We start from the raw sequence: 12,313 nt of genomic DNA, 5'->3' as shown, positions 1-12,313 counted from the left end.
CGCCCGGCACTGCGTCGGGCGGGATCCTGGCGCACCCACCGACTCCTGGGCTCCGGCCGCTCCCGTCACGCGGCTGCCCCAGTGGTGGCAGGCACGGCGATGTGGGGGCCGGCGGCATGCACCTCAACCTCCACCGGAAGGTGGCCAAAGCCGGAATCCCGGCTCTTCTCCCGGCGCGCCGACAGTTCCCGGGATCCGGTCGCCCTCACCGCCGACTCCCGCGAACCGGCCCAGTCCTCAACCGGCTTGACGTGTGTACGACGGGTCGTGCACACCCCCTCCGGGTGGCCGTCGCCACCCCCCTGGGCTTACAAGGGGCCGGCCGAGATGCTCCCCGTTCCTCGGCAAACAGAGTTCAGTCGGGCCACTGGCATTGACCTGTCCCAAAAAGAAGTTGGACAAAAGGTGCGAACAGCTCGAACCGTTCGGCATGCGTCGCCCGTGGAACTGAATGAGCGCGCCCATGCACAGGATCCGGTCCAGCGACCGCCCCTCGAAGTCGTAGGCGGCCTCCCACGTTCCAGCTTCCGCACATCGACAGAAGAGCCAGAAGACCATGTCTGTGACCGATTCGCCCCACCCGAGTGCACTCCTCTGCCAGCCCTACCGCCGCGAGGCGCTGCTCGCCCTGCCCGCGCAGGAGGCACACGTCTCCGCCGCTCGTCACTTCGCGGCCGATCTGCTGGAGACTTGGTGTGTTCCCGCGAGCGAGCGGGACTCCGCCGTTCTCATCGTGGACGAACTCGCCGCCAACGCCGCCCAGTACGGCCGCGAGCGCATGACCGTGCTGCTCGTCCTCGACCGCGGCACTCTGCACATCGTGGTCAGTGACTCCGGCATGGCGGTGGATCGCCGTCGCCCCGACATCGCCCCGGACGAACACGGCCGCGGCACCGGCATCGTCCAGTGCCTCGCCCAGTCGACCGAGGTCCACCAGTCGCGCGGCGGCCGCGAAGTCCGCGCCTGCCTGAGGTGCTCGGCATGACCGGCCCCGGCGTTCCGCACGGGCGGCGGCCCCTGGCCGGCGTCGGCACCACGGCGCGGCGACGGTTCACCGGGAGCGACTGCGGCACCGGGTCACCCGACGGCCCCACTGAGTGGGACTTCACGACGCACAAGCCGTGCCCCGTCGACTGCTGTCCGGGCCGGCCCCAGGTGTCCGTGCGGTCCGCGGCAGACCCACCTGCCCTCCATCAAGACGACCGCGAACCCGAGCCCGACACGGTGCTGTGTACACGCTGCGGCGCCGGCCCTTGGGTACCGGCGGGGGTGTGAGCGTGGACGGCAACCCCGACAGCGGCGAGGACGTCGGCGCACCGCTCCCGCACGAGACGTACGCGAACGCGCCCAACCTGCACCGCGAAATGCACCAGGTGCTCGCCCTCGGGGCCGAACGCGACGGCCGCCGCGCCAGGCCCGTCACCCGCCCGCCGGTCGACCCGGCGGCCGCCGAACGCGCCTGGTTGCTGCGTCGCGCCGCCCTCATGGACCGGATGGCCCTGGACGACCCCGGACCCGGCCCTATCGACGCTGCCGCGCAAACCGCCGAACAACTCCTGCTGTACGACCGCCGTCATCCCCACCTGGCGGCCGGCTCGCACCACCGCGACGCAATCACGCCGGTCCCCAGCCGCCGCCTCTATGTCCGCCAGGAATACGCCGCCTGGACGGCCGCCGGACGCCCCGGCGCCTGAACCGCCCTCGACCCGACGCAGTCGGCGCAGACCCAGACGTTCGGGGCCGGTGACCAGCCGGCCTTCGTCGCTGCGCGGCGGCTACGACACTCCGCGCATGGCCTATCTGCTCGCACTCACGTTGCCTACCCATCCGGCAGCGCACCCTCCGGAGGCAGAGTCCGCGACACATCGGCCTGATCGGAAGAGTCAAGGCGACACCGACGCATCTGCGCGGAAGCGGGCAGCCTGCTCGCCGTACGCCCCCCCGGATGGCGCACTGATCATCCGGACGGCTAGTAGCCCCTGGTTCGGAGCTCCCTCGGACTACGGTCTCCCCCGGTGCCCGGCAGACGCTGACCAGTCATGGTCGGGGCCCCGGTCGCCCGGTCAGTTACCGCACTGCGGCCGGTGGCCCTTCGAGCGCGTGCATCCGCGGAAGCGGGGTACTCGACGTACCGCGAAGGTTACCCGCTGGAGGAGTCATGATCGCTCTCGGTGTCATTCTGCTCATCGTCGGATTCCTCACCGGAATCGGCATTCTCTGGACGATAGGCATCGTCCTTCTGGTCATCGGGCTCATCCTGTGGATCTTGGGGTCCGTGGGCCATGCGGTGGGTGGTCGCCGCCACTACTGGTGACGCAAACTCGTCACCGCCGGTGCGCTCCTCGGCGTCGGGGGGATCCGCAGCGCGGCCTCCGCGGGTCCCGCAATGAGATCCCGGCCAGTCCCCCGCCGTTTGGTCGGGCACCTCGGGGACGCTGAAGCACGACTGCGCACCGCGCACCGCGCCGCGGGGCCGTCCTTCTTCCCGCGGCGCGGCGTCGCCCGGTGTCGGTGCCGCGCTCCTCCAGGCGGCGCCGAGTCCCGCGAGCCGCTTTCGGAATACCCTCGCTGCTCCTCCAGTTCCTGGGAGCTGGGCGAGAGGATCGAGAGGAACGAACCGCCTCGCCGGCGAGCACGGAGGCTATGGCCGCGCAACTTCTGATCCAGGGTGACCCGGTCGATGCCGTCTGGCCCGCTGCCCGGCGCCGGTAAGGGGCGATGCCTATGCCAGAGTGATCCGCATGACGCCCGCATGCGTGCCGGACGCACCGCCGCTCACCTATGCCGACAGCTTCGACGTACCGGTCCTGTTCCATGACGGGCCAGCGAAGAAGCCACGCTAGCGGTGGCGGACGACCAAGCATCAGTCGTGGGCCGGGTCGGACGGGTTCCCGGCAGTCGACGGCTGGTATGCCCCGACCATCACGTGGCGGGAGATCATCAAGGCCGCCACTGAGGTTGGCAGGGGCGTCGCCCGCACCTTCAGAACCAGCCGCGGTACGCGCACGGGAAACCCGTCGGCCAGCGACCAGGAACTCAGCGACGACGCTTAAGCGGGCTGCTGCGATACGCCCCCGGAGCCGGGAAGCGGCGACGCCCGAGACGTACTTGGCCGTGAGCCGCTACGACCTTCCCCCGACATCAAGCCCAGCGAGAGTTACTCCTTCACGGTCTGTTTCAAGGCCACGCCGTACCTTACGGCTGGTCTCCGAGACAGGAACATTGGGCCACACCGACGCACGTCGGTCACCGGAAAACTCCGCACCTGGTCGGCAGCAGCGGAGTGCAGGGGGGTTGTCGTACGGCATGACGACCGGGCCGATGACATCGGCCCGGGGTGCCGTGGCGGGTGCTGCGCATGAGATGCGCCAGGTCGGCGCGCTGGATGTGGACGGGCCAGGCCGTGGCACCCGTCGGCGGATAGGCTATGGCACTCCAGTCGTACCAGGATGAAGTCGCTGCGGAGCCCGGCGCGGCGATGAGCGACGAAGTCGGCGTCAGCACCGGCGAGTTGCCCATAGTGGCTCTCAGAAGGCCCGTACGGGAAGCCGTAGGCACGCGACGGTCCGCTGACGCATCGCCTCGGTCGACGTGGTCAGCGAGTGATGTCACTGCCGGAACCGATCCCCTGGTAATCGGCGGTAAGGGCCGTGGCGATGTCCTCCTCGTCGTCATAGGCCCGACGGACTCCCGCTTCCAGCAGGCGGAGCTGCCGGTCCAAAGGGTCTTGACGTTCGGGCGGTGCCAGTCGCTTGAGGTCGTCGATCAGGGCGCGCACGCGCCGGGTCACCTGGGGGGTGGAGCAGCCGGCGAGCCGGATCTCGTCCAGCGCCAGGCGGACGAAACCGTCCCAGGTGAGGCTTCGGGTGATCACACGGACCGTGCCGTCCTTGTCGCGGTGACGCCCCGACGGGAAGGGCCGGCAGGCGAGTTGGCGCAAGCAGTCATGCAGCCGGTCGATCGACTGCACGGCGGTGGTGGGGTCGTTGAAGGGCACGGCGATGCTGCGTTCGGTGATGTCGACCAGTTTGCGGATGCCGTAGGCGCAGTCGTCCTCATGGGTGCGTTCGTCGCCGAGGAGGACCGCGCGGCGAAGGGCGGCCTGATCGAGGCGGCTCATGTCGCCGCGCACGCGGAAGAGAGGGCTGTCGCCATGCACGAAGTCACCCATCACCGGCACGGTCTCCAGCACGCAGTCGGCGCGAGCGGCCAGCTGCACCAGCCGTGCGAGGTCGAAGCGGATGAGGATCCCCGGCTCGCCGGTGTTCAACACGTCGTGCGGAACGCCCGTTTGGGCCGTCGGCAGAGCCTCGGTGATGTCAGACCGTGGCGCGGACCGTTCCTCCGGCTCGACCGGGTACAGGCGGTCGATCTCCCGGTGGGTGTGGTCGCCGACCAGGTCGATGAGACCGGCTGCCCGTAGCGAGCGGCTGGAGTGATGGACGTACAGGATGAGGCAGACGACGCTGGCCAGGACGAGTACGTACGCCGTGAGGACGGTCAGGCCCGGAAGTCCGTTACGGCTTGCCTGCACATTGCGCATGGCCACGATGGCGAAGGCGAAGGTGGCCGTGAACAGTCCCATGGCCCACTGGCTGATCCGGTCGTGCAGCAGGGCGCCCACGATCCGCGGCGAGAACTGCCCCATCGCCAGCTGCACGGCCACGGTGGTGATCGTGAGCACGAGGGGGATCAGGGTCGTCATGGTAGCGGCGACTGCACTGAGAATCGACTGTGCGTTCGATGGGGTGCCTATCAGGCCCTTGTTCAAAAGCCGGTAGCCGGTGGCGCGGTCGATGGCCAGGGTGCCCAGGCAGAGGCCCACGCCCCCGACGAGACAGAGCACCGGGACGACCCACATGCGCGAGCACAGGCGGCCGATCAGCCCCGACGCGCGTGCGGCGATCTTGCTCCGATCCGGCATGCCGACTCCGTTGTCCGGCCGAGTCGTGGCCCACGGCACGGCATTCGCTTTGATCCTTTCGGACCTCAGGAGCCCGGCCGGTCCCCACCGCGGGAACGGTGCGCAGCCTCGCCGGGCTCCTGCGGCCGTGTTCTCTCAGCCGCCGTTGGGATGCAGAACGACCTTCGTCCAGCCCTCGTCGCGGGCGTCGAAGTGCTCGTAGGCGGTGGGCGCCTCGTCCAGGTTCAGCTCGTGGGACACGATGAAGCTGGGTTCGGCCTTCCCGCCCGCGATCAGGTCGCGCAGGGCCCGATTGTACCTCTTCACCGGAGCCTGGCCGGTTCCCATCTTCTGGCCCTTGAACCACATCAGGCCGAAGTCGATGGGCACCTTGCCCTGGGCCTCCAGCTCGTTCTGGGCTTCCGCGCCGCCGGGGTCCTCGGGCAGGAAGACGCCGACCACACCGATGTCACCGGTGAAGCGGACGGAGTCGATCAGGCTGTTCAGGGTCAGCGAGGCGTCTTCGTGGCCCTCGGCGTCGTGTGCCTGGTATCCCACGCACTCGCAACCGTTGTCTGCGCCCAGGCCCAGCGTGGCCTCCTTGATCACCTCGCTGGGGTTCTCCTCGGCGCCGTTGATCGGGATGGCACCGATCTCCTCGGCAACCCGCAGCCGGTCGGGGTGGTGGTCGACCACCCACACGCGGCCGGCACCCTTCAGGATGGCCGAATAGGCCGCCATCAGGCCCACCGGGCCACTGCCGTAGATCACGGTCTGGTCGCCCGGCTTGACGTTCGCCATCTCGGTTGCGTGGTATCCGGTGGGGAAGATGTCCGCGAGCATCACGTAGTCGACCTGGCGCTCCTGGGCGTCCTCACCGAGCCGGAGCGCGTTGAAGTCGCCGTAGGGCACACGGAGAAACTCCGCCTGTCCGCCCTGGTAGGGCCCCATGTCCGCAAAACCGTAGGCTGCCCCCGCCAGGGACGGTTCCGGCTGCATGGTGAGGCAGTAATTGGTCAGGCCCCTCTCGCACTGCTTGCAGAAGCCGCAGGCGATGTTGAACGGCAGGACGACGTATTCGCCCACCTGGACCTTGCGGACGGCGGAGCCGACCTCCACGACCTGCCCCAGGTTCTCGTGTCCGAACGTCCGGCCGGTCTCGAAGGACGTGCGGCCTTCGTACATGTGCAGGTCGGAGCCGCAGATGTTGGTGCTGGTGATCTTGACGAGGATGTCGCAGGGATGCTCGATCTTCGGGTCCGGTACGTCCTTCACGGCCACGTTCCGCGGCCCTTCGTATACCGCTGCCTTCATAATCGTTCCTCCGGTGCCGCCATCGCCGCACTCACGCGTCGGCGCTGGGGTTGGATTTCCAGATTCCGGGGGCGGATTCGAGGCCGCCCTCAGGCTTCCGCCGCAATGTGCACGCCCGGAGGGCGCGAGACCACAGCAGTAGGGCCGGGCAAGAGATGCGGACGACCTCTGCGGCCAGCAACCGCCTAAGGTGACGATCCTCGTCCCGGTACCCGCAGGGCCGCATCCCATTCACCGCCACGGGCAACTCAGTCACCACACGCCCCACCGGGGCCCCCTTGCTGGAGCCGCGATCTTGCTCGCACTTCCCCATCCGGCGGTCACGCGACGATCCTGTCCACCTGCCTGCGTCCGGGGAACCGGTGCCGTCGCGGCGGCCGGGCAGGGATCGACGGGGCTGTCCGCCGGGCCGCGCGGGAATCGGGCGGGAGAGCGCACTTGGAGGTACAGCAGTGGCCCGGTGTCGCCGAGTGGCATATGCATGGAACAACAAATCAGCGAAAGAGGGAGAACGGTGCGATGACCTCAGGCGACGAAGCGATCACCTGTCCGTTCGACTTCAGTGAGGGCTTGGAGTTCGATCCCTCCCTGGCGGCGCTCATGGACCGTGATTCCATCGCCCGGATTCGGCTGCCGTACGGTGACGCCGATGCCTGGCTGGTCACCGGGTTCGAGGGGGTGCAGCAGGTGACCACTGATCAGCGGTTCAGCCGGGCGGGGATCATGGGATCCGACTTCCCGCGGCTGACGCCGGAGCCCATCGTCTCCGCCGAGTCGATCAATGTGATGGACCCGCCGCACAGCAGCCGCCTGCGGCATCTGACGTCGCAGGCGTTCACCCAGCGGCGGGTGGACGGAATGCGTAAGAGGATCACCCGGCTTGCGGACGCCCTGCTCGACGAGATGGCCGAGCAGGGACCGCCGGCGGATCTCGTAGGCCATCTGTCGGACCCTCTTCCCCAGCACACCGTCTTCGACCTTCTCGGCATTCCCCGGGACGACTGGGGCCGGATGCAGCAGAACTTGCAGCGACTGCTCGCCACTGGCCCGGACAGCCGCAAGACCGCCGCAGCCGCCAAGGCCGAGCTGCGGGAGTACTTCGGCGCGCTGGTCGAGCAGCGGCGGAGTTCTCCCGGGAAGGACCTGATCAGCGCGTTGGCGTCCGCGAAGGACGGCGATGACGTGCTCGACGACCAGGAAGTGGCGGTCATGGCGCTGACGCTGACGCTCAGCGGGCAGGACACGGCCACCTGTCAGATCAGCGACATCTGCTACCTCCTTCTGACCCGCCCCGAGCTGATGAAGCGCCTGATCAGTCGGCCGGAGTCCCTCACGGACGTCCTGAACGAGCTGCTCCGCGTCATCCCCTTCCGCAAGGGGGTCGGTATTCCCCGGGTGGCACGGGAGGACGTGGAGATGGGCGGGGTGCGGATCCGAAAGGGTGACTTCGTCCATGTGTCGTACCTGACGGCGAACCGCGACCCGAAGCGGTACCCGGATCCGGATTCCATCGACCCGGACCGGCCCCCGGCACCGCACATGACCTTCGGCTGGGGTGGACACCGGTGCATCGCCGTACCGCTGGCCATGGCGGAGCTGGAAGTGGCTGTCGGGCGGCTGCTGGATCGGTTTCCGGGGTTGCGGCTGGCGGTACCACCGGAGGAAGTGCGCTGGGACACGGAGACGATCCGGCGCTTCCCGATCGAGTTGCCCGTCGCCTGGTAGGGGGCTGACTGGAGGTCGGCTCCGCTGAGCGCCTGTGGGGGGCGCGGCAGGGTCGTGCCTTGCGCGGTCCGAGTAAGGGCGTGCAGATCTCTGACCCTGAGTTTCTGCTCGCTGATCTGCTGGTTTGGCACGAGTGGGTTGGAGGGGCAACGGGCCGCGCCGGCAGCCAAGTTCAGGGATGAGTGCCTCTGTGTGTCAAGTAGCCTCAGCGAGGGCCGTGTGACGGCCTCGGACGAGTAATCGTCAAGACCTGTGGTTGGGGTGGGATGCCGCCTCACGTGGCGCCGCGGTCGCGCCGAGGGGAAGCTTCGTCACTCCGCAGACCGTGGCCCCTCAGGCGAAGTCTGCTGCGGTGATGCCGTCGGGATGTCCGGACGGCCACTCCACCAACTCGATCCGGTAACCATCCGGGTCCGTGAGAAACGACGTCTTCGGGCCGTGAGGGCCGCCCGGGTACCGGAGGGGTTCGGGCCGCAGGCCGGCTTCGGTCAGCGTCTCCAGGGTGGTGGCGAGCCTCTCCGCCTGGATCGCGAGGTGGTCGAAACCGCTGCCCACGTCGACTGGTCCGCCGCCGGGGCGGTGGACCAGTTCGAGCGAGGCCGCCGGTTCGTCGGGGAACTTGAGGATCACGAGGCGAGCCCCGTCGCCGCCCTCGACCCGGCCCAGTTCGGCGTAGCCCAAGGCGGTGTAGAAACCGAGCGAGCGGTCCAGGTCGGTGACACGGTAGGAGACGAAGAGCGTCTTCACGCGGCCTCCTCGGGTCGATGCACCCGGTAGCGGAGATGCGTAACCTCTCGATCCTCGAGCCGTCGGACGAGGTCGAGTTCGATGTAATCGCCACCCAGGTGGTCGAACAGCCGTCGACCGTCCCCGAGGAGGACCGGAACCAGGTGGATCTCCATCTCGTCCACCTGCCCGGCTCGGAGAAGTGCTTGGGCCGCCCCCGCCCCATGGACCATGACCGGCCGGTCCCCTGCGGCTGCGCGAGCCCGACGGGCGCAGTCCTCGACATCGGTGACGAAACGCGCGTGGCCGGGTGGCACGTCCCCGTCATCCACCTGGTGGGTGAGTACGAAGATCGGCACGCCGTCGTGGTGATCGCCCTGCCAGCGCCCGGCGAGTTCGAAGGTCCGACGGCCGGAGATCACCGCGCCGGTCGCCAGCGCCTCGCGGTAGACCTGGCCGCTCGGAGCGTCGGACTCCCGGTAGTCGAGCCAGTTGAAGAGCCGTCCACCGTCGCGTCCGAGTTCCTGCCCTGGCCGATCGTCCGGGCCGGCGATATAGCCGTCGAGCGACATCGACATGTACAGCCGAATCGGACTGTTCATCCTGGCCTCCATCTCTTCTTCGTGACACCGGGATCCGGCATTTCCTGATCCGCCGACCGGGCGGGCATGTCACAAGGAAGACTTCAGGCAACCGGCAAACTCATCGGCCCGACGCGCCGCCTGCTGCCGGGCTGAGGGGGCAGGAGTCATGCCCCGTGGATCAGTTGCGGTCGTTCAGGCCGCGTGGCTCTCGGAGCGTTCGACGAGGTGGCCTCGCTCGAAGCGGGCTCCGGCACGGACCAGGGCGACGAGGTGGGTGCGTTCACGGGGCGCCCGCTGCTGGGCGGACTCGACGAGCTTGAAGACCAGGGACAGAGCGGCGGCCGCGCTGCCAGCGCCCCGGGGGGCCTTGGTCCGCAGCCGGACAGTGGCGAAAGTCGACTCGATCGGGTTCGTGGTGCGCAAGTGGATCCAGTGCCCGGCGGGGGGAACTTCGACGATTGCCTGACCTGTATTGGCGAGGTCACCGATGTCCGGCATCCGATGGTGACGCCGGAGTCCGAACTTCCGGCGCCACCGTGAAGAGCTCCTGGAGCGCTTGCCGAAGACGTGACACCGGGGCCCGGCGACGTCGGGCGGATCGTGTCCGCGAGGCGCCGCCGGGGCCCGGCCGGCCGGGCCCGCCGCCGTAGGCGGACGGGTCAGGCGGTGTGCAGCGTCAGGCCGTACCGGCCGAGGATCTCGTTGACGGGCTGGAACCAGGTCTCTCCCCCGCTGCTGCAGTTGCCCCAGCCGCCGGAGGTGACCCCCTGCGCCTGGTCGCCGCTGATGAACGAGCCGCCGGAGTCACCGGGTTCGGCGCACACGTTGGTCTTGGTGAGCTCGTGAACCGCGCCCTGGCTGTAGTTGACGGTCTCGTTCTGGGCGAGGACCGTGCCGCAGTGCCAGTGCGTCGTCGATCCCGAGCGGCAGATGGAGGCGCCGACGGGTGCCACGGCTGAGCCTCGCACCAGCTGGTCGGAGACGGTGCCCCAGCCGAGCACGACCGGAACAGTCCACCAGCCGCTGCCCACGTTGACCCAGGCGTAGTCGTTGTCCGGGAAGGAGGAGCCCTGGAAGTTGCCGATGTAGCTGCCGTCCCAGCCGCTGACGCCGGCGCCCGGCTGTGCGCAGTGCCCGGCGGTGACGAACCCGCCATACACGGAGAAGCCTATGGAGCAGCGGACGTTGCCCGTGTAGTACGGGTCGCCGCCGACGGTTCCGGCGGCGAGGGTCTTCGGCGCGCCGGGGGTCTCCTTGACGGCGATGGGCCCCGCTGTGCGGGCGCGGGCGAGGAACTCCCGGACATCGTTGTCAGCCTGCGCGCCGCCGGCGACGTTCACGACCACCGTGCTCGCCTTCGGGTCGACGTGCCAGCTGCTGACGCCCGCCGGTGCGGGGAGCCTGTCGAGCCGTGCCCGGGTGGCGTCGAGTTGCCGCGCGCTGTGCGCGACGGTACGGACGGTCGCGCCCGTGGCTCGTACCGCCTGTCGGGTCGCGGCGGACGTGTCCGAGGTGACGCCGACGGTGAGTGTGCCGCGGCCGGCGTCGAACCACGAACCGCCGAAGGAGGTTCCCGCCGCCCGGCGGGCCTTGGGTTCCGCGGTGGTGGCCCGCTGTTCGGCGGCCAGCCTTGCCTCGGCCTCGGCCTTCGACAGATGCAGGTCTCGCTGCATCGCGGAGAGGAGATCGGCCGAGGCGGGCGCCGCGATGGTTCTGGTGGGGGTCGGGGAGTCGTCGGCTGAAGCGGGCAGGGTTGCGGCGGTGGCGCCCGCGCCGAGCATGAGCAGCACGGCCAGGCCGGCATGCATGAGTCTGGTGCGTCTCATGGGGGTTGCCCTTCGTCGTTCCAACTGGTGTGGGGTGGAACAGCAGAGCTGTGAGAGCGCTCTCAGCGATTTGGCAGGGCAGAGCCTAGCGGCTGATCATGGACAGGTCCATGCCAATGCAGGGTTCAACCAGCGCCATGCGCTGCCCGTGCCAAGAGGCGGACTGCTGGGCGACGCCGTGCAGAACCACCCAGCAGCTCTCCTCGCAGCGACGGACTTCGACGCGCCGAACCGCGGTTACTGCCGTAGCAGACCTGTCATTGCACGCTACAGCGACGCGTTGGCCGGGGCGCCCGACGTAGGGACAGATTGGCTGCACAGCGCCAAGAGACGGACGCCGACCGTGTGGAGCGATCCGCACTTGCGGCACGGGCTTTGTGGGCGCGTCGGGAACGGTACGGCGCCAATCCGGACGGGCCGGACTTGCCACTGCGCACCTGGTACTGCGGCACGTTCGGTGACGCATCCACCGTGCGGCCTCGGTATGCCTCTGCTTCACATACAACGGACCCAAGTCCTGTCCGGGGGCCGAACTCCCGCACGCGCGTGGTCAGTCGCCGCTTGTCGAAACCACCGGGCGCCCACTGCCGTGAAGCCTTTTACCTGTCCCCGGACGCTGTGTTTACCGCTCGCACTCAGGGGCAGGCGAAGTCCAGTGCTTCGGACCGGAGGCGCATGCCCAGCGGGAAACCACTGAAGCTGCCTGCACCCTCCCGGGCCAGGACACTTCTCCGTTGCGGCACCCCCTGACAGAACCTTCAGGACATGTCCGGAACCTGGTTTCCGGACTTTCTGGAAAAGCAGTCCAGGAGTGATATCCGCGTGGCCTCCAACATTTCGTCCATTTCATCGCGCCCTTCACGCACGCCCGCCCCCACGACCCGGGCCCCGTCCCGGCGTTCGCACGACGACGCCCCCGATACGGCCTCCCTCTTCGCCCGTCTCGCCGCTCTCGGTGACGGCCCCGAGCGGGATGCCCTGCGCGACGAACTGGTGGCCGCCTGGCTGCCCATGGCCCACCGCATCGCCGGCCGTTTCCGTGACCGCGGTGAGTCCGTCGAGGACCTGCGCCAGGTCGCCGCGCTCGGCCTGGTCAAGGCCGTCGACCGCTACGACCCCTCCCGCGGTGCCTTCGAGAGCTACGCGGTGCCCACCATCACCGGCGAGGTCAAGCGGCACTTCCGGGACCGGATGTGGGCGCTGCGCGTGCCCCGCCGGGTGCAGGAACTGCGCAA

Annotated in this window: 10 protein-coding genes and 1 pseudogene; 5 read left to right on the top strand and 6 right to left on the bottom strand. The window is 69.0% G+C overall.

Annotated features, from left to right (window positions below; translation table 11 throughout):
- Window positions 1–556 precede the first annotated feature (556 nt).
- From ABTY98_RS39770 to ABTY98_RS39760, 3 genes are all read left to right on the top strand, one after another.
- Window positions 557–985 (top strand): ATP-binding protein, encoded by a 429-nt coding sequence (locus ABTY98_RS39770; protein WP_352226039.1) that lies wholly within the window; start codon window positions 557–559, stop codon window positions 983–985.
- A gap of 286 nt (window positions 986–1,271) precedes the next feature.
- Window positions 1,272–1,694 (top strand): hypothetical protein, encoded by a 423-nt coding sequence (locus ABTY98_RS39765; protein ID WP_352226038.1) that lies wholly within the window; start codon window positions 1,272–1,274, stop codon window positions 1,692–1,694.
- 464 nt (window positions 1,695–2,158) lie between these two features.
- A complete protein-coding gene (locus tag ABTY98_RS39760) occupies window positions 2,159–2,314 on the top strand; it encodes a DUF6131 family protein (RefSeq protein ID WP_352226037.1) in 156 nt (51 codons plus the stop codon).
- Window positions 2,315–3,595: 1,281 nt separating this feature from the next.
- On the opposite strand, the gene ABTY98_RS39755 is transcribed toward ABTY98_RS39760, so the two are convergent.
- Complete coding sequence (locus ABTY98_RS39755; RefSeq protein ID WP_352226036.1) at window positions 3,596–4,924, bottom strand: DUF2254 domain-containing protein; 1,329 nt, start codon at window positions 4,922–4,924, stop codon at window positions 3,596–3,598.
- A gap of 135 nt (window positions 4,925–5,059) precedes the next feature.
- Window positions 5,060–6,217 carry a glutathione-independent formaldehyde dehydrogenase gene (locus ABTY98_RS39750; protein ID WP_352226035.1) on the bottom strand — a complete coding sequence of 386 codons (1,158 nt, stop codon included), beginning with the start codon at window positions 6,215–6,217 and terminating at the stop codon, window positions 5,060–5,062.
- 519 nt (window positions 6,218–6,736) lie between these two features.
- Between ABTY98_RS39750 and ABTY98_RS39745 the strand changes: the two genes are divergently transcribed.
- Window positions 6,737–7,942 (top strand): cytochrome P450, encoded by a 1,206-nt coding sequence (locus ABTY98_RS39745; protein WP_352226034.1) that lies wholly within the window; start codon window positions 6,737–6,739, stop codon window positions 7,940–7,942.
- A gap of 333 nt (window positions 7,943–8,275) precedes the next feature.
- On the opposite strand, the gene ABTY98_RS39740 is transcribed toward ABTY98_RS39745, so the two are convergent.
- From ABTY98_RS39740 to ABTY98_RS39725, 4 genes and pseudogenes are all read right to left on the bottom strand, one after another.
- The gene (locus ABTY98_RS39740) at window positions 8,276–8,689 is read right to left on the bottom strand and encodes a VOC family protein (RefSeq protein ID WP_352226033.1); all 414 of its coding nucleotides are present in this window, start codon (window positions 8,687–8,689) and stop codon (window positions 8,276–8,278) included.
- Window positions 8,686–9,270 (bottom strand): dihydrofolate reductase family protein, encoded by a 585-nt coding sequence (locus ABTY98_RS39735; protein ID WP_352226058.1) that lies wholly within the window; start codon window positions 9,268–9,270, stop codon window positions 8,686–8,688. Before ABTY98_RS39735 ends, ABTY98_RS39740 begins: the two co-directional genes overlap by 4 nt.
- 174 nt (window positions 9,271–9,444) lie before the next feature.
- A pseudogene (locus ABTY98_RS39730) lies at window positions 9,445–9,696 on the bottom strand (IS256 family transposase); the annotation flags it as partial.
- 215 nt (window positions 9,697–9,911) lie between these two features.
- A complete protein-coding gene (locus ABTY98_RS39725; protein ID WP_352226032.1) occupies window positions 9,912–11,078 on the bottom strand; it encodes a S1 family peptidase in 1,167 nt (388 codons plus the stop codon).
- An 834-nt stretch (window positions 11,079–11,912) separates the two neighbouring features.
- On the opposite strand from ABTY98_RS39725, the gene ABTY98_RS39720 reads away from it, so the two are divergent.
- The coding region (locus ABTY98_RS39720; protein ID WP_502994472.1) for a sigma-70 family RNA polymerase sigma factor at window positions 11,913–12,313 on the top strand (401 nt) is incomplete at its 3' end.

It is taken from the genome of Streptomyces sp. NPDC096040, from assembly GCF_040303265.1.
Lineage (GTDB): Bacteria > Actinomycetota > Actinomycetes > Streptomycetales > Streptomycetaceae > Streptomyces.
This window is presented reverse-complemented; position numbering and strand designations above follow the sequence as displayed.

What these genes read in the sequence shown, in the direction of transcription:
- ABTY98_RS39770 (WP_352226039.1), top strand. Translation starts at nt 557, where the DNA reads ATGTCTGTGACCGATTCGCCCCACCCGAGTGCACTCCTCTGCCAGCCC.
- ABTY98_RS39760 (WP_352226037.1), top strand. Translation starts at nt 2,159, where the DNA reads ATGATCGCTCTCGGTGTCATTCTGCTCATCGTCGGATTCCTCACCGGA.
- ABTY98_RS39755 (WP_352226036.1), bottom strand. Translation starts at nt 4,924, where the DNA reads ATGCCGGATCGGAGCAAGATCGCCGCACGCGCGTCGGGGCTGATCGGC.
- ABTY98_RS39750 (WP_352226035.1), bottom strand. Translation starts at nt 6,217, where the DNA reads ATGAAGGCAGCGGTATACGAAGGGCCGCGGAACGTGGCCGTGAAGGAC.
- ABTY98_RS39745 (WP_352226034.1), top strand. Translation starts at nt 6,737, where the DNA reads ATGACCTCAGGCGACGAAGCGATCACCTGTCCGTTCGACTTCAGTGAG.
- ABTY98_RS39735 (WP_352226058.1), bottom strand. Translation starts at nt 9,270, where the DNA reads ATGAACAGTCCGATTCGGCTGTACATGTCGATGTCGCTCGACGGCTAT.
- ABTY98_RS39725 (WP_352226032.1), bottom strand. Translation starts at nt 11,078, where the DNA reads ATGAGACGCACCAGACTCATGCATGCCGGCCTGGCCGTGCTGCTCATG.